Consider the following 16354-nt stretch of genomic DNA (forward strand, 5'->3'; position numbering starts at 1 on the left):
TTGCAAGCGGGCCCTGGTGGCAAGGGCCCGTGTGTAGGGCCGGGGCGGATGGCCAGCCCCGGCGCTGGTTCAGATGCGGAAGCTGCCGACCAGGTGCTTGAGTCGACCTGCCTGCTGGCTCAATGCATCGCAATGGCGCAGGGTCTGGTTGAGGTTTTCCACGCCTTGCTGGTTGAGCGCGTTGATCTGGGTGATGTCGACGTTGAGGCTCTCGACCACCGCTGTCTGCTCCTCGGTCGCAGTGGCCACCGACTGGTTCATGCCATCGATTTCGCCGATGCGCGAGGTGACGCTGGCCAGGCGTTCGCCCGCCTGGTTGGCCACCTGCACGGTCTGTTCGCTCGACACCTGGCTGGCGTGCATGGTGTGCACCGCCTCACGCGAACCCACCTGCAGGCTGGTGATCATGCGGTGGATTTCTTCCGCCGATTCCTGGGTGCGGTGCGCCAGGTTGCGCACCTCGTCGGCCACCACGGCGAAGCCGCGGCCGGCCTCACCCGCACGCGCCGCCTCGATGGCGGCATTGAGCGCCAGCAGGTTGGTCTGCTGGGAGATACCCTTGATGACATCGAGAATCTTGCCGATTTCATCGGTGCTGGCGTTGAGCACTTCGATCTGCTGGCACGACTCGCTGATTTTCACCGACAGGCTGGTCATCGCGCCGATGGCCTCTTCAACCACCTGACGGCCACCGTTGGCCTGCTCGCTGGCACCACTGGCGTGTTGCGAGGCGTCGGCGGCGTTGCGCGCGATTTCCTGGGTGGCAGCGCCCAGCTCGTTGATCGCGGCGGCCACACTGTTGGTGCGCATGCTCTGCTCTTCGGAACCGGTGATCGAGGCGTTCGAGGAACTGACCACCTGCTCGGAGAGGTCATGCACCTGGCGCGTGGCCGAGGCCACCTCGCTGATCGAGTTGTGGATACGCTCGACGAAGCGGTTGAAGGCCACGGCCACCTCACCGAACTCGTCTTGTTGCTGCACTTCCAGGCGGCGGGTCAGATCGCCCTCGCCATCGGCGATGTCGCGCATGGCGCGGCCCATTACCGTCAGCGGACGCATCAGAACCGGGATCAGCACGCCCAGGAGGGCAACGATGGCGGCCACCGCAACCAACATGGCGATGATTGCAGAAGTGCGGAACTTGCTCAGGGCGGCGTAAGCTTTTTCCTTGTCGATCGACAGACCGATGTACCACTGCGCCGAGGGCAGGCCATTGACCGGCGCGAAGGAGATCAAGCGCTCGCTGCCGTCGAGGGTGGCGTGCTGCAGGTCGCTGTTCAGGTTGAACGAGTGGCCATAGATGTCTTTGAGGTTTTTCATCACCAGGGACTTGTCCGGGCTGACGATGACCTGGCCTTCGCGGTCGACCAGGAACGCGTGGCCGATGCCGCCGAAGTCGACCGAGTTGATGATTTCAACCAGCGTGTCGAGGGTCAGATCGCCGCCGACCACGCCCAGCAGCTCGCCGTTGCTCTTGGCCTTCACGGGTGTGGTGATGGTCACCACCATGCCGCCGACGGCAGCCTGGTAGGGCGGGGTCAACACGGTCTGGCCGGCCTGCGCGCCAGTGCTGTACCACGGGCGCTTGCGCGGGTCGTAGTCCGCCGGCATCTGCACATCCGGGCGCTGGGTGAACACGCCGTTGGCCGCCTGGCCGAAGTAGGTGAAGAGGAAATTGCGCGTGTAGGAGGGCTGGTCGACCAGGCCAGGCAGTGTGTCGCCGACGCCTTGCTGGGCGATGTCCTGGGCCAGGTTTTCCAGGACCAGAATGCGCCCGCTCATCCAGTTCTGCACGCTGCTGGCGGTGAGCGCGCCGGATTGGCGCATGGAGCTGTCCAGGTTCTGGGTGATCGTGTTGCGCTGCAGATAGTCGTTGTAGAGCGTGAACAATGCGAAGGCGAGTACCACGATTGCGCAGGCGCTCAGGAGAATCTTGTGGCGAAACTTCAGGTTCATGTTTCGAGACCTAGCCATTTAAAGGGAGGAGCCGTGCGGGATGGTGCACGAGCGGTACCTGTCAGATCAGCTATCGGCCTTGTCGGCAAATGGTTGAAGCCTTGCGCGCCAAACATTGTCGTGGGCGACGAACGGTCAGGGGGCGGCACTTTGCGGGTTGAGTCGGTGCTCGACCTTGAACGTCACGGCGCTCATGGAGCCGCTGCACGTCGCTGTACAGCTGGAAAAGCGAGAATCTGTTCCCATACACTTCGTAACTGTTCCGGTATTCTATTGCGCTGGTACGTCACACAAGAACAATGACATTCCCGCTCCGAGAGCCTGCTGCCATGACCAACCTCTTGCTTTATCAGCGAATCGCCCAGCAGTTGGCCGAAGACATTCGGCGGGGTGTCTACCAGCCGGGTGAGCGGGTGCCGTCGGTGCGCAAGATGAGCGCTCAGCTCAATGTCAGCCACGCGACCGTGCTGCAGGCCTACGCCAACCTGGAAGACCAGGGGTTGATACGCGCGCGGCCGCAGTCGGGCTATTACGTTCACCAGACCCCGGCCCTGACTGCACAGACCCCGGACATCGCTCGGGTCGAGCGTCCGGGGCTGGTCACCCGGGCGAGCATCATTCAGCAGGTCCTGGCCGAGGCACGCCGCGATGGCGTGTATGCCTTCGGGGCGGCGGTGCCTAACGTCGATTACCTGCCGGTGCGGGCGCTGCACCAGCAGTTGGCCAAGGTCACGCGCTTTCACAGCCCGCGTGCCTTCAGCTACATGTTCAGCCCGGGGTTCGAGCCGCTGCGCCGGCAGATCGCCATCCGTATGCGCGATGCCGGCGTGCTGGTCGATCCGCGCGAGGTGGTGGTGACCCATGGCTGTGTGGACGCCTTGCAGATGGCCCTGCGCGTGCTGACCCGGCCTGGCGACCTGATCGCCGCCGAGTCGCCGACCTATTACGGGCTGTTGCAGTTGGCCGACTTGCTGGGCCTGAAGGTCATCGAGATTCCCAGTGATCCGTCCACCGGCATCAGCCTGGAGGCCCTGCAGTTGGCGGCCAATCAGTGGTCCATCAAGGCACTGGTGCTGACCGCACGGCTGAGCAACCCCCTGGGCGGCACCATTCCGCAAGAGCGCCAGAAGCAGTTGCTGCGCCTGGCCTCGGATTTCGACATCCAGATCGTCGAGGACGACATCTACGGGGAATTGATGTTCGAGCAGGGCCGCACCAAGGCACTCAAGGCCTTCGATCGGCTCGACCGGGTGATCTATTGTTCGAGCTTCTCCAAGACATTGTCACCGGGCGTGCGGGTGGGCTGGATGATCCCCGGGCGCTACCAAGAGGAGGTGCAGCGCTTGCAGACATTCACCACCCACTCGGCCTGCAGCGTCACGCAGATGGCGGTGGCGGCGTATCTGGAGAACGGCGGCTACGATCGGCACCTGCGCTACATCCGGCAGGAGTACCGCAAGAACCTCAGCGCTTATCAGCTGGCCGTTCAGCAGCATTTCCCGCAAGGCACGCAGATGACCCGGCCCACGGGCGGCTTCATTCTGTGGGTGAGCCTGCCGGGGCGGGTCAATACCCAGGAGCTGCATGTGCGTGCGCTCGAGCAGGGCATCAGCATCGCGCCGGGGCTGATCTTCAGCAACACCGAGCAGTTCAACCACTGCATTCGCATCAACTGCGGCATTCCTTGGAACAACGAGTCTGAGCGCGCAGTCATTACTTTGGGCCTGTTGGCCCAGCAGCTGTGCAAGGAAGCCGCGGGTATGCCGTTTTAAGCCTTGGATCGCTTTGCATCAACGCGTGTTCCAGACAGCCTGGGTGCTTGCCAGCGGACCAGGGAACGTGGAGCATGTCCATATTGCTATCATGGCGCGGGTGACCATGGAATTCTTACGTCGTATCGCATTGGTGCTATGTCTCGGCTCGCTCGGTTTCGCTGCGCAGGAGGTGCGTGCGGCGCAGCCTGTGGCGCCTGCGCCGGTTGCCGACAACTCGACGACCGTGAAGGCGCCGGCCAAGGCGGCAGTCAAGCCCAAGGCAACGGCCAAAGCCAAAGCCAAGCAGTCGGTGACCAGGACGCGTGCGTCGAGCAAACGTGCGTCGAAAGCTGCGGCCAAGGCCGCTGCCGCGTCAGCCAAGGCTGAGCGGCTCGATCTGAGCCTGCCCAAGAGCGTCAACATGGACTACAAGCCTGATCTCGACAACGAGGACCTGCCGGGCAGGCGGGCCCCGCTGTTGCCTGCGATGTTCCCCGATACGCCGACCACCAATGACAACGCCTTCCAGCTCAATGGGCGTCTGATCAGCAATGAAATGCAGCTGCAATTGCGAAATGAAAGCCGGCGCGACCTCGAAGGCGCAGCCATCGAGTTCCAGTTCCGCCAGTGAAGGCGCGACGCTGTGTTTGGCCTGGCGCCAACTGACTGCTCGGTCACCGAGCCTAATCGCTGCTCGGCAATTTCAAACGTGTGTTTGAGCCGCTACTATCCAGAGGGCATGCTTGCCGTGTTCTTTTTCCAGGAGCCTGATTGTCCATGAATTGCCGTGAGGGTTGCGGTGCCTGCTGCATTGCCCCATCCATCAGTTCCGCCATTCCCGGTATGCCCGACGGCAAGCCGGCCGGCGTGCGCTGCCTGCATCTGTCGCTGGTCAATCTGTGCGGTTTGTTTGGCCAGCCTGAGCGGCCCAAGGTGTGTGGCGGCTTCAAGGCTGATGTCGAGGTGTGCGGCACGGACCGCGAAGAAGCAATCAGGATCATTGGCTGGCTGGAGCAGATGACGGCGGCGTAAAGCGAGTGGATCATCGACAACAAGGAACAACATGATGAGATCGATCAAGCGTATTGCTCTGCTGTGTGGCGTCAGCGCGCTGCTGTCGCCCCTGGCTCATGCGGATAACTGGCAAGTGGCCAAGGACGAGGAGGGGGTCAAGGTGTCGCTCAGTGAAGTCGCCGGCTCCAAGTACAAGGCCTACAAGGGCGAAACCCTGATCAAGGCGCCGCTGGCCAAGGTGGCTGCGGTGCAGGAAGATGTCGCAGGTGCCTGCGCCTGGATCCATGAATGCAAATCGCAGAAGCTGCTCAAGCACGAAGGCGACCTGACCTGGACCTACACCCAGTTCAATACCCCGGTCATGGTCACGCCGCGCGATTCGGTCCTGCGAATCACCACCTCCACCGGGGCCGATGGCAGCATCACCCGGAAGATCGAAGAAGACCCCGCGTATCTCCCTGAAGAAAAGGGCTTCGTACGTGTGACCAAGGTTGAGGGCTTCTGGAAGCTGGTGCCCCAAGGCGACAACACGTGGGTGACCTATCAAGTGCACACCGAACCGGGTGGTAGCGTGCCGTCGTGGCTGGCGAACAAGTTCGTGGTCGATGCCCCGTTCAATACGCTCAAGCACCTGCGTGAGCGTGTCGAGCAGCGCTGAAGCGGTATAGCAGGCATAAAAAATCCGGAACCCTCGCCAGGTTCCGGATTTTTTGTGCCCGTAAATCCCTGGCGCGCACCCGTGAGTGCGCGCCCGGTGGTTTACTTGCGCGCTTGCAGCTCGATGATGTCGCGCTGCGGCTCGCCGGTGTACAGCTGGCGCGGACGGCCAATCTTGTACGGGCTGGAGAGCATTTCTTTCCAGTGCGAGATCCAGCCAACAGTACGGGCCAAGGCGAAGATCACGGTGAACATGCTGGTTGGAATGCCGATCGCCTTGAGGATGATCCCCGAGTAGAAGTCGACGTTCGGGTACAGCGAGCGCTCGATGAAGTACGGATCGGTCAGCGCGATCTCTTCCAGGCGCATGGCCAGTTGCAGCTGCGGGTCGTTCTTGATGCCGAGTTCGGCCAGGACTTCATCGCAGGTCTGCTTCATCACGGTGGCGCGTGGGTCACGGTTCTTGTACACGCGGTGACCGAAGCCCATGAGCTTGAACGGATCGTTCTTGTCCTTGGCCTTGGCGATGTAGGTGTCGATGTTCGACACATCGCCAATTTCATCGAGCATGGTCAGTACGGCTTCGTTGGCGCCACCGTGTGCCGGGCCCCACAGCGCGGCGATGCCGGCAGCGATACAGGCGAACGGGTTGGCACCGGAGGAACCGGCCAGGCGCACGGTCGAGGTCGAGGCGTTCTGCTCGTGATCGGCATGGAGGATGAAGATGCGGTCCATGGCCTTGGCCAACACCGGGCTGATCGGTTTGATCTCGCACGGGGTGTTGAACATCATGTGCAGGAAGTTTTCAGCGTAGGTCAGGTCATTGCGCGGGTACATCATGGGCTGGCCCATGGAGTACTTGTAGACCATCGCGGCCAGGGTCGGCATCTTGGCGACCAGGCGCACCGCGGAAATTTCTCGGTGCTGCGGGTTATTGATGTCGAGCGAGTCGTGATAGAACGCCGACAGTGCACCGACCACACCGCACATGACTGCCATGGGGTGGGCGTCGCGGCGGAAACCGTTGAAGAAGGTTTTCAGCTGTTCATGAACCATGGTGTGGTTCTTGACGTTGCTGACGAACTTGGCTTTCTGCTCTTCGTTCGGCAGTTCGCCGTTGAGCAGCAGATAGCAGGTTTCCAGATAGTCGGATTTTTCTGCCAATTGCTCGATCGGGTAGCCGCGGTGCAGCAGTACGCCTTTGTCACCGTCGATGTAGGTGATCTTGGATTCGCACGAGGCGGTCGCCATGAAACCTGGGTCGAAGGTGAAATGGCCTGATGCCCCCAACCCGCGGACGTCGATGACATCTGGACCCACGGTGCCGGTTAAAATCGGCAGGTCGACGGGGGCATTGCCCTCGATGATCAACTGCGCTTTTTTGTCAGCCATGTGGCCTCCTATTAATGCTTGAAATCATCTGACAGACCCCCCACGCAGGGCCCGCACCACTATAGAGGGATAAATTCATATGTCAATTTGCCTAAAGGCTGCTTGAAACACTGCCCAAGCCTTGTTTTTTCAGGGATTTCCAGCGCGTTTACGCCTTTTGCAGGCAGAAGGCAATGCGCTCTTTGGGCGAGCCCATCACGTTGTCATGAGCAGCCTAACTGTCTATACTCGGCAGCCGACTCCCAAGGACCTTCCCAGGTCCGCTCATATGGGTGTCGTGCTCTCTGAATGGTGGGTACCTGACCAGTACACTTACCAACAACTTTGCCCTGCTTGCTAGGGGCTCTTCAGTGTGAAAAAAGCCGTGAAAAGCCAACGACCTGTAAACCTAGACCTAAGGACCATCAAACTCCCCATTACCGGCGTAACGTCATTCCTTCACCGCGTCTCCGGCATCATTCTGTTCCTCGGCCTGGGCATCATGCTTTACGCATTGTCCAACTCGTTGAGTTCGGAAGAAGGTTTCGGCGAAGTGAAGGGGTACATGACCAGCCCGCTGGCCAAGTTCGTGGCGTGGGGCCTCTTGTCTGCCCTGCTGTATCACCTGGTTGCCGGTGTGCGCCACTTGATCATGGACATGGGCGTCGGTGAAACGCTGGAAGGCGGAAGACTGGGCTCGAAAATCATCATCGCCATTTCCGTGGTGCTGATCGTGCTGGCAGGAGTTTGGATATGGTAACCAACGTCACGAACCTCTCGCGTTCGGGCCTCTATGACTGGATGGCGCAGCGCGTTTCTGCGGTCGTTCTCGCGGCTTATTTCATTTTCCTGATCGGATACCTCGTCGCGCACCCGGGCATCGATTATGTCCAGTGGCACGCGCTGTTCTCCCACAATGCGATGCGTATCTTCAGTCTGCTTGCCCTTGTGGCCCTCGGCGCTCACGCCTGGGTCGGCATGTGGACCATCGCCACCGACTACCTGACGCCGATGGCGCTGGGCAAATCGGCAACGGCGGTACGTTTCCTGTTCCAGGCGGTCTGCGGCGTCGCGATGTTCGCGTACTTCGTCTGGGGTGTACAGATTCTCTGGGGTATCTGATTCATGGCTAGTGTTCCGACTATTTCGTTTGACGCCATCATCATCGGTGGTGGCGGCGCCGGCATGCGCGCAGCGCTGCAGCTGGCCCAGGGCGGTCACAAGACTGCCGTGATCACCAAGGTCTTCCCGACCCGTTCGCACACCGTGTCTGCCCAGGGCGGCATCACCTGCGCCATCGCCTCGGCCGACCCGAACGACGACTGGCGCTGGCACATGTACGATACCGTCAAGGGCTCCGACTACATCGGTGACCAGGACGCGATCGAATACATGTGTCAGGAAGGCCCGGCGGCCGTGTTCGAGCTCGACCACATGGGTCTGCCGTTCTCGCGCACCGAAACCGGCCGTATCTACCAGCGTCCGTTCGGCGGCCAGTCCAAGGACTTCGGCAAGGGCGGCCAGGCGGCCCGTACCTGCGCCGCCTCCGACCGTACCGGCCACGCGCTGTTGCACACCCTGTACCAGGGCAACCTGAAAGCAGGGACCACGTTCCTCAACGAGTACTACGCCGTTGACCTGGTGAAGAACCAGGATGGCGCGTTCGTGGGCGTGATCGCCATCTGCATCGAAACCGGCGAAACCCTGTACATCAAAGCCAAGGCCACGGTCCTGGCCACCGGTGGTGCAGGGCGCATCTACGCCTCGACCACCAATGCCCTGATCAACACCGGCGACGGTGTCGGCATGGCGCTGCGCGCGGGCGTTCCGGTGCAAGACATCGAAATGTGGCAGTTCCACCCGACCGGCATCGCCGGCGCCGGCGTACTGGTTACCGAAGGCTGCCGTGGTGAAGGCGGTTACCTGATCAACGCCCACGGCGAGCGCTTCATGGAGCGTTACGCGCCGAACGCCAAAGACCTGGCCGGCCGCGACGTGGTCGCCCGTTCCATGGTCAAGGAAATCATCGCCGGCAACGGCGTGGGCCCGAACAAGGACCACGTACTGCTCAAGCTCGACCACCTGGGCGAGGAAGTGCTGCACAGCCGCCTGCCAGGCATCTGCGAGCTGTCCAAGACCTTCGCCCACGTCGACCCTGTGGTCGCGCCAGTGCCGGTCGTACCCACCTGCCACTACATGATGGGCGGCGTTGCCACCAACATTCATGGTCAGGCCATCACCATGGACACCGACGGTGTCGATCACATCATCCCGGGTCTGTTCGCCGTGGGTGAAGTGGCCTGCGTATCGGTGCACGGCGCCAACCGCCTGGGCGGCAACTCGCTGCTCGACCTGGTGGTGTTCGGCCGTGCTGCCGGTCTGCACCTGGAGAAGGCGCTGAGCGAAGGCATCGAGTACCGTGACGCCAGCGACACCGATGTCGACGTGGCCCTCAACCGTCTGGCCAAGCTCAACGAGCGCACCACCGGTGAAGACGTTGCGACCCTCAAGCGCGAACTGCAAAGCTGCATGCAGAACTACTTCGGTGTGTTCCGTACCGGCGAATACATGCAGAAGGGCATCGCCCAGCTGCAAGGTCTGCGTGAACGAATCGCCAACGTCAAGATCAATGACAAGTCGCAGGCGTTCAACACCGCGCGTATCGAAGCGCTCGAGCTGCAGAACCTGCTGGAAGTTGCCGAAGCTACCGCCATCGCGGCCGAAGCCCGTAAAGAGTCCCGCGGCGCTCACGCCCGTGAAGACTTCGAAGACCGTGACGACGAGAACTGGCTGTGCCACACCCTGTACTACCCGGGTGAGAAACGCGTAGCCAAGCGAGGCGTCAATTTCGCGCCGAAGACCGTACCGGCCTTCGAACCTAAGATCCGGACTTACTAAAGGGTGGCCGCTATGTTGAAAGTTGAAGTGTATCGCTACAACCCGGATACCGATTCGGCGCCTAAAACGCAGGTCTTCGAGGTCGATACCGACGGCAAGGACCTGATGGTTCTCGATGTGTTGGCGCTGATCAAGGAACAGGACGAGGGCTTCTCGTACCGTCGCTCCTGCCGTGAAGGGGTCTGTGGCTCCGATGGCATGAACATCAACGGCAAGAACGGCCTGGCATGCATCACGCCGTTGTCGGCCGTGGTCAAGGGCAACAAGCTGGTGGTTCGTCCACTGCCTGGCCTGCCGGTGATCCGTGACCTGGTCGTCGACATGAGCATCTTCTACAAGCAGTACGAGAAGGTGAAGCCATTCCTGCAGAACGACACCCCGGCACCAGCCATCGAGCGCCTGCAATCGCCAGAAGAGCGCGAGAAGCTGGACGGGCTGTACGAGTGCATCCTGTGCGCCTGCTGCTCCACGTCGTGCCCTTCGTTCTGGTGGAACCCGGACAAGTTCCTCGGTCCAGCCGCCTTGCTGCAGGCCTATCGCTTCCTGGCCGACAGCCGCGACACCAAGACCCAGGAGCGCCTCGCGTCCCTGGATGACCCCTTCAGCGTGTTCCGCTGCCGTGGGATCATGAACTGCGTGAACGTTTGCCCCAAGGGTCTGAACCCGACCAAGGCGATCGGCCACGTGCGCAACATGCTGCTGCAAAGCGGCACCTGATTCAGCCAGTGTTGTAACCGCAAGACACCAACGTGCGGGCCCTGCGCCCGCACCGAGGTGAAACTCGGGCAAGGGCTTACAAGGCTCGCGCTCTTACCTATGAAGATATGAGACCAGCAGGGGCTTCCGGGCTGGTACCCGGAAAATCTGCAGGATCTTCGCTGGCGTGGTTCAGCCGCAGTATTCGGCTTTTCCATGCTCGTCGAGGCACTTGCCGATCAGTCCCCTAATCGAGGGTGACCAAGCATGCAAGAAAGCGTGATGCAGCGCATGTGGGAAAGCGCCCACCTTTCAGGTGGTAACGCTGCATATGTGGAAGAGCTCTACGAACTCTACCTGCACGACCCTAACGCTGTGCCAGAAGAGTGGCGCACCTACTTCCAGAAGTTGCCCGCCGACGGCAGCACCGCTACCGATGTATCGCACTCGACGATCCGCGATCATTTCGTACTGCTGGCGAAGAACCAGCGCCGCGCCCAGCCGGTGTCAGCCGGGAGCGTGAGCAGTGAACACGAGAAGAAGCAGGTTGAAGTGCTGCGACTGATCCAGGCCTATCGCATGCGCGGTCATCAGGCTGCCAAGCTTGACCCCTTGGGGTTGTGGCAGCGTCCCGCGCCGGTAGACCTGTCGATCAATCACTACGGCTTGACCAGTGCCGATCTTGATACGACCTTCCGTGCCGGCGACCTGTTCATCGGCAAAGAGGAAGCGAGCCTACGTGAAATTCAGGACGCCTTGGAGAAGACATATTGTCGCACCATCGGCGCCGAATTCACCCACATCGTCGATTCCGAGCAGCGCAGCTGGTTCCAGCAGCGTCTGGAAAGCGTGCGTGGCCGGCCTGATTTCTCCGCCGATGTGCAGGCTCACCTGCTTGAGCGCGTCACTGCAGGCGAGGGCCTGGAGAAGTACCTGGGCACGAAATATCCAGGCACCAAGCGTTTCGGCCTGGAGGGCGGCGAGAGCCTGATCCCGATGCTGGACGAAATGATCCAGCGGTCAGGTTCCTACGGCACCAAGGAAGTCGTCATCGGCATGGCCCACCGTGGTCGCCTCAACGTCCTGGTCAACACCTTCGGCAAGAGCCCGCGCGAGCTGTTCGACGAGTTCGAAGGCAAGAAGATGAACGACCTGGGCTCGGGTGACGTGAAATATCACCAGGGCTTCTCCTCGAACGTAATGACCGCAGGCGGCGAAGTCCACCTGGCCATGGCGTTCAACCCTTCCCACCTGGAGATCGTCTCGCCGGTGGTGGAAGGTTCGGTGCGCGCCCGTCAGGACCGTCGCAACGACAAGTCGGGTGACAAGGTACTGCCGATCAACATCCATGGTGACGCGGCATTTGCCGGTCAGGGTGTGGTGCTGGAGACCTTCCAGATGTCGCAGACCCGCGGTTTCAAGACCGGCGGCACTGTGCACATCGTCATCAACAACCAGGTTGGCTTCACCATCAGCAACCCGCTGGACGCGCGTTCCACCGAATACTGCACCGACGTTGCCAAGATGATCCAGGCGCCGATCCTGCACGTCAACGGCGATGACCCGGAAGCAGTGCTGTTCGTGACCCAGCTGGCCATCGATTACCGCATGCAGTTCAAGCGTGACGTGGTGGTCGATCTGGTCTGCTACCGCCGTCGTGGCCACAACGAGGCCGACGAGCCAAGCGGCACTCAGCCACTGATGTACCAGCAGATCACCAAGCAGCGCACCACCCGTGAGCTGTATGCCGAGAAGCTGATTCAGGCCGGTCGCATCGAAGCCGAGCGCGCTCAGGCCAAGATCGACGAGTACCGCAACGCACTGGACAACGGTCTGCACGTGGTCAAGAGCCTGGTCAAGGAACCGAACCGCGAGCTGTTCGTCGACTGGCGTCCGTATCTGGGCCATGCCTGGACCGCGCGTCACGACACCCGTTTCGACCTGAAGACGTTGCAGGACCTGTCCGCCAAGCTGCTGGAAATTCCGGAAGGCTTCGTGGTGCAGCGCCAAGTCTCGAAGATCTACGAAGACCGCCAGAAGATGCAGGTCGGCGGTTTGTCGATCAACTGGGGCTACGCCGAAACCATGGCCTACGCCACGCTGATCTTCGAAGGCCACCCGATCCGCATCACCGGCCAGGACGTAGGCCGCGGCACCTTCTCGCACCGCCATGCGGCGCTGCACAACCAGAAGGACGCCAATACCTACCTGCCCTTGCAGAACCTGTACCCGGGCCAGCCGAAGTTCGACCTGTACGACTCCTTCCTCTCGGAAGAGGCCGTGCTGGCGTTCGAGTACGGTTATTCCACCACCGCGCCCAACTCGCTGGTGATCTGGGAAGCGCAGTTCGGTGACTTCGCCAACGGTGCGCAAGTGGTGATCGACCAGTTCATCACCAGCGGCGAGCACAAGTGGGGCCGTCTGTGCGGTCTGACCATGCTGCTGCCACACGGCTATGAAGGGCAGGGGCCGGAGCACTCCTCGGCACGCCTGGAGCGTTACCTGCAGCTGTGCGCCGAGCACAACATCCAGGTCTGCGTACCGACCACGCCGGCGCAGATCTATCACTTGCTGCGTCGTCAGGTCATTCGTCCGCTGCGTAAGCCTCTGGTCGTGCTCACGCCCAAGTCGCTGCTGCGCCACAAACTGGCCGTATCGACCCTCGAAGACCTGGCCGAAGGGTCGTTCCAGACCGTCATCCCGGAAATCGACACCCTGGAGCCGACCAAGGTCGAGCGCATCGTGCTGTGCAGCGGCAAGGTCTACTATGACCTGCTGGAAAAACGCCGTGCCGAAGGCCGTGAAGACATCGCCATCGTGCGTCTGGAGCAGCTGTATCCGTTCCCTGAGGACGACCTGGTCGAGATTCTCGCGCCGTACACCAACCTCAAGGCTGCGGTGTGGTGTCAGGAAGAGCCGATGAACCAGGGCGCCTGGTACAGCAGTCAGCATCACATGCGCCGTATCCTGGGTCGCCATAATCAGGCACTGACGCTGGAATACGCCGGTCGCGATGCCTCTGCTGCACCTGCCTGTGGGTACGCCTCCATTCACGCCGAGCAGCAAGAGAAGTTGCTGAACGCCGCGTTCACCGTCTAACGCTTCGCGCACTGAAACCGAATTTAAGGAAACACTGCTAATGGCTATCGAGATCAAAGCCCCAACCTTCCCGGAATCGGTTGCCGACGGCACCGTTGCCACCTGGCACAAGCAGCCGGGCGAAGCCGTCAAGCGTGACGAGCTGATCGTCGACATCGAGACCGACAAAGTCGTCCTGGAAGTCCTGGCCACCGCCGATGGCGTGCTGGGTGACATCGTCAAGGCCGAGGGCGATACCGTCCTGTCCGACGAAGTGCTGGGTTCGATCGTTCAAGGTGGCGCTGCTGCCGCACCTGCTGCCGCCGCAGCGCCGTCTGCTGCTCCGGCCGCCGCTGGCGCCGACGCGGGTGAAGACGACCCGGTCGCCGCCCCTGCCGCGCGCAAGCTGGCCGAAGAAAACGGTATCGACCTCGCTACCGTTTCCGGTACTGGCAAAGGCGGCCGCGTGACCAAGGAAGACATGGTCGCGGCCATCGCCAACAAGAAGTCCGCACCCGCCGCCGCTGCGGCTGCCAAGCCTGCTGCCGCTGCCGCTGCACCGGTGGTCACCGCTGCAGGTGATCGCACCGAGAAGCGCGTGCCGATGACCCGTCTGCGCGCCAAGATCGCTGAGCGTCTGGTCGAAGCCCAGTCGAACATGGCCATGCTGACCACCTTCAACGAAGTGGACATGACCGAAGTCATGGCCCTGCGTTCGAAGTACAAGGACCTGTTCGAGAAGAGCCACAACGGTGTGCGCCTGGGCTTCATGTCGTTCTTCGTCAAGGCTGCGACCGAAGCGTTGAAGCGCTACCCGGCCGTCAACGCCTCGATCGATGGCAACGACATCGTCTACCATGGCTTTGCCGACGTCGGTGTCGCGGTGTCCAGCGACCGTGGCCTGGTGGTTCCAGTGCTGCGCAACGCCGAATCGATGAGCCTGGCCGAAATCGAGGGCGGCATCGCCACCTTCGGCAAGAAAGCCCGTGACGGCAAGCTGTCGATCGACGAAATGACCGGTGGCACCTTCACCATCACCAACGGCGGCACCTTCGGTTCGATGATGTCGACCCCGATCGTCAACCCGCCGCAGGCCGCGATCCTGGGCATGCACAACATTCTCCAGCGTCCGATGGCGATCAATGGCCAAGTGGTCATTCGCCCGATGATGTACCTGGCGCTGTCTTACGATCACCGCCTGATCGATGGCAAGGAAGCGGTCACCTTCCTCGTCACCATCAAGAACCTGCTCGAAGATCCGTCTCGTCTTCTGCTGGACATTTAATGGTGCAGTCGCACGCCGCACGCCGCCAGCTTCACTAGGAAGCAGCCCGGTGTGCAGCGTGCGACGCGCAGCTTGAAGCTACTAAAGGAATCTTTTATGACCCAGAAATTCGACGTTGTTGTGATTGGTGCAGGTCCTGGCGGCTACGTGGCTGCCATCAAGGCTGCCCAGCTCGGTCTGAAGACTGCCTGCATCGAAAAATACACCGACGGCGAGGGCAAGCTGGCCCTGGGCGGCACCTGCCTCAACGTCGGTTGCATTCCTTCCAAGGCGCTGCTGGACAGCTCCTGGAAGTACAAGGAAGCCAAAGAGAGCTTCAACGTTCACGGTATCTCCACCGGCGAAGTGAAGATGGACGTGGCGGCGATGGTTGGTCGCAAGGCTGGCATCGTCAAGAACCTGACCGGTGGCGTTGCCACGCTGTTCAAGGCCAACGGCGTCACTTCGATCCAGGGCCACGGCAAGCTGCTGGCCGGCAAGAAGGTCGAAGTCACCAAGCCTGACGGCAGCACCGAAATCGTCGAAGCCGACAACGTGATCCTGGCCTCCGGCTCGCGTCCGATCGACATTCCGCCGGCCCCGGTCGACCAGAAGGTCATCGTTGATTCCACCGGCGCCCTGGAATTCCAGAGCGTTCCCCAGCGTCTTGGCGTGATCGGTGCTGGCGTGATCGGTCTGGAGCTGGGTTCGGTCTGGTCGCGCCTGGGTGCCCAGGTCACCGTGCTCGAAGCACTCGATACCTTCCTGATGGCCGCCGATACCGCAGTCTCCAAGGAAGCGCAGAAGATCCTGACCAAGCAAGGTCTGGACATCAAGATGGGCGCCCGGGTCACCGGTTCGAGCGTCAATGGCGATGAAGTCGAAGTCACTTACACCGATGCCAACGGCGAGCAGAAGATCGTCTTCGATCGCCTGATCGTGGCGGTGGGTCGTCGTCCGGTCACCACCGAGCTGCTGGCCTCCGATTCGGGTGTGAACATCGATGAGCGCGGCTACATCTATGTCGACGACCAGTGCGCGACCAGCGTGCCGGGCGTGTTCGCCATCGGCGACGTGGTCCGCGGCCTGATGCTGGCGCACAAGGCCTCGGAAGAGGGCATCATGGTCGTCGAGCGCATCAAGGGCCACAAGGCCCAGATGAACTACGACCTGATCCCGTCCGTGATCTACACCCACCCGGAGATCGCGTGGGTCGGCAAAACCGAGCAAACGTTGAAAGCCGAAGGTGTTGAGGTTAACGTGGGCACCTTCCCGTTCGCGGCCAGTGGCCGTGCGATGGCTGCCAACGATACCGGTGGCTTCGTCAAGGTCATCGCTGATGCCAAGACCGACCGCGTACTGGGCGTTCACGTGATTGGCCCATCGGCCGCCGAGCTGGTTCAGCAGGGCGCGATCGCCATGGAATTCGGCACCAGCGCCGAAGACCTGGGCATGATGGTCTTCAGCCACCCGACCCTGTCGGAAGCGCTGCACGAAGCTGCACTGGCGGTGAATGGCGGTGCCATCCACGTCGCCAATCGTAAGAAGCGTTAATTACAAGAAACCACGGCGGGCTGCCCGTCGTGAGTCTTGCGTGCATGACTCACCGCGGAACGTTCGCCGGACCAGGTCCACGGGCTCACCCGGGGCTGATGGTCACAGGTGG

The 16354-nt window shown here is 61.5% G+C and carries 13 protein-coding genes and 1 pseudogene; 11 read left to right on the forward strand and 3 right to left on the reverse strand.

Annotation, left to right across the window (positions count from 1 at the left end; translation table 11 throughout):
• Nucleotides 1-69: 69 nt before the first annotated feature.
• Both SJI00_RS22525 and SJI00_RS22530 read right to left on the reverse strand, forming a co-directional pair.
• Nucleotides 70-810, reverse strand: coding sequence for a methyl-accepting chemotaxis protein (locus tag SJI00_RS22525; protein WP_416220995.1), 741 nt, complete (start codon nucleotides 808-810; stop codon nucleotides 70-72).
• Between the two features lie 117 nt (nucleotides 811-927).
• Nucleotides 928-1974, reverse strand: a pseudogene (locus SJI00_RS22530) (HAMP domain-containing protein); the annotation flags it as partial.
• A gap of 311 nt (nucleotides 1975-2285) precedes the next feature.
• Between SJI00_RS22530 and SJI00_RS03685 the strand changes: the two are divergent.
• The 4 genes from SJI00_RS03685 to SJI00_RS03700 all read left to right on the forward strand — a co-directional run bounded on the left by SJI00_RS03685 (nucleotide 2286) and on the right by SJI00_RS03700 (nucleotide 5382).
• Nucleotides 2286-3728 carry an aminotransferase-like domain-containing protein gene (locus tag SJI00_RS03685; protein ID WP_322460377.1) on the forward strand — a complete coding sequence of 481 codons (1443 nt, stop codon included), beginning with the start codon at nucleotides 2286-2288 and terminating at the stop codon, nucleotides 3726-3728.
• Nucleotides 3729-3834: 106 nt separating this feature from the next.
• Nucleotides 3835-4341 carry a hypothetical protein gene (locus tag SJI00_RS03690; RefSeq protein ID WP_322460378.1) on the forward strand — a complete coding sequence of 169 codons (507 nt, stop codon included), beginning with the start codon at nucleotides 3835-3837 and terminating at the stop codon, nucleotides 4339-4341.
• Between the two features lie 146 nt (nucleotides 4342-4487).
• Entirely contained in the window at nucleotides 4488-4742 is a 255-nt protein-coding gene (locus SJI00_RS03695) for a YkgJ family cysteine cluster protein (RefSeq protein ID WP_322460379.1), read from the forward strand.
• A gap of 34 nt (nucleotides 4743-4776) precedes the next feature.
• Nucleotides 4777-5382 (forward strand): START domain-containing protein, encoded by a 606-nt coding sequence (locus tag SJI00_RS03700; RefSeq protein WP_322460468.1) that lies wholly within the window; start codon nucleotides 4777-4779, stop codon nucleotides 5380-5382.
• 101 nt (nucleotides 5383-5483) lie between these two features.
• Here the strand turns inward: SJI00_RS03700 and gltA are convergent, their stop codons facing one another.
• Nucleotides 5484-6773 carry a citrate synthase gene (gene gltA, locus SJI00_RS03705; RefSeq protein WP_322460380.1) on the reverse strand — a complete coding sequence of 430 codons (1290 nt, stop codon included), beginning with the start codon at nucleotides 6771-6773 and terminating at the stop codon, nucleotides 5484-5486.
• Between the two features lie 352 nt (nucleotides 6774-7125).
• Here gltA and sdhC point away from each other — a divergent pair, with 352 nt between their 5' ends.
• From sdhC to lpdA, 7 genes are all read left to right on the forward strand, one after another.
• The gene (gene sdhC / locus SJI00_RS03710; protein WP_322460381.1) at nucleotides 7126-7512 is read left to right on the forward strand and encodes a succinate dehydrogenase, cytochrome b556 subunit; all 387 of its coding nucleotides are present in this window, start codon (nucleotides 7126-7128) and stop codon (nucleotides 7510-7512) included.
• Nucleotides 7506-7874 carry a succinate dehydrogenase, hydrophobic membrane anchor protein gene (sdhD, locus tag SJI00_RS03715; protein ID WP_119142975.1) on the forward strand — a complete coding sequence of 123 codons (369 nt, stop codon included), beginning with the start codon at nucleotides 7506-7508 and terminating at the stop codon, nucleotides 7872-7874. The genes sdhC and sdhD overlap by 7 nt, the downstream gene beginning before the upstream one ends.
• Before the next feature lie 3 nt (nucleotides 7875-7877).
• Nucleotides 7878-9650 (forward strand): succinate dehydrogenase flavoprotein subunit, encoded by a 1773-nt coding sequence (gene sdhA / locus SJI00_RS03720; protein ID WP_312932087.1) that lies wholly within the window; start codon nucleotides 7878-7880, stop codon nucleotides 9648-9650.
• A gap of 12 nt (nucleotides 9651-9662) precedes the next feature.
• Nucleotides 9663-10367: a succinate dehydrogenase iron-sulfur subunit gene (locus SJI00_RS03725; protein ID WP_312932089.1), complete on the forward strand. Its 705-nt coding sequence runs from the start codon at nucleotides 9663-9665 to the stop codon at nucleotides 10365-10367.
• A gap of 246 nt (nucleotides 10368-10613) precedes the next feature.
• Nucleotides 10614-13445 carry a 2-oxoglutarate dehydrogenase E1 component gene (locus tag SJI00_RS03730; RefSeq protein ID WP_322460382.1) on the forward strand — a complete coding sequence of 944 codons (2832 nt, stop codon included), beginning with the start codon at nucleotides 10614-10616 and terminating at the stop codon, nucleotides 13443-13445.
• Nucleotides 13446-13485: 40 nt separating this feature from the next.
• Nucleotides 13486-14709, forward strand: a complete 1224-nt coding sequence (gene odhB, locus SJI00_RS03735) for a 2-oxoglutarate dehydrogenase complex dihydrolipoyllysine-residue succinyltransferase (protein ID WP_322460383.1) — start codon at nucleotides 13486-13488, stop codon at nucleotides 14707-14709.
• A 96-nt stretch (nucleotides 14710-14805) separates the two neighbouring features.
• The gene (gene lpdA / locus SJI00_RS03740) at nucleotides 14806-16242 is read left to right on the forward strand and encodes a dihydrolipoyl dehydrogenase (RefSeq protein WP_322460384.1); all 1437 of its coding nucleotides are present in this window, start codon (nucleotides 14806-14808) and stop codon (nucleotides 16240-16242) included.
• Nucleotides 16243-16354: the final 112 nt, after the last annotated feature.

It is taken from the genome of Pseudomonas gebzensis (assembly GCF_034427815.1).
Classification (GTDB): Bacteria; Pseudomonadota; Gammaproteobacteria; order Pseudomonadales; family Pseudomonadaceae; genus Aquipseudomonas.

Excerpts from the sequence above, each read along its gene's own strand:
- SJI00_RS22525 (WP_416220995.1), bottom strand. The coding sequence starts at position 810 with ATGCGCACCAACAGTGTGGCCGCCGCGATCAACGAGCTGGGCGCTGCC.
- SJI00_RS03685 (WP_322460377.1), top strand. The coding sequence starts at position 2,286 with ATGACCAACCTCTTGCTTTATCAGCGAATCGCCCAGCAGTTGGCCGAA.
- SJI00_RS03690 (WP_322460378.1), top strand. The coding sequence starts at position 3,835 with ATGGAATTCTTACGTCGTATCGCATTGGTGCTATGTCTCGGCTCGCTC.
- SJI00_RS03695 (WP_322460379.1), top strand. The coding sequence starts at position 4,488 with ATGAATTGCCGTGAGGGTTGCGGTGCCTGCTGCATTGCCCCATCCATC.
- SJI00_RS03700 (WP_322460468.1), top strand. The coding sequence starts at position 4,777 with ATGAGATCGATCAAGCGTATTGCTCTGCTGTGTGGCGTCAGCGCGCTG.
- gltA (WP_322460380.1), bottom strand. The coding sequence starts at position 6,773 with ATGGCTGACAAAAAAGCGCAGTTGATCATCGAGGGCAATGCCCCCGTC.
- sdhD (WP_119142975.1), top strand. The coding sequence starts at position 7,506 with ATGGTAACCAACGTCACGAACCTCTCGCGTTCGGGCCTCTATGACTGG.
- sdhA (WP_312932087.1), top strand. The coding sequence starts at position 7,878 with ATGGCTAGTGTTCCGACTATTTCGTTTGACGCCATCATCATCGGTGGT.
- SJI00_RS03725 (WP_312932089.1), top strand. The coding sequence starts at position 9,663 with ATGTTGAAAGTTGAAGTGTATCGCTACAACCCGGATACCGATTCGGCG.
- SJI00_RS03730 (WP_322460382.1), top strand. The coding sequence starts at position 10,614 with ATGCAAGAAAGCGTGATGCAGCGCATGTGGGAAAGCGCCCACCTTTCA.
- odhB (WP_322460383.1), top strand. The coding sequence starts at position 13,486 with ATGGCTATCGAGATCAAAGCCCCAACCTTCCCGGAATCGGTTGCCGAC.
- lpdA (WP_322460384.1), top strand. The coding sequence starts at position 14,806 with ATGACCCAGAAATTCGACGTTGTTGTGATTGGTGCAGGTCCTGGCGGC.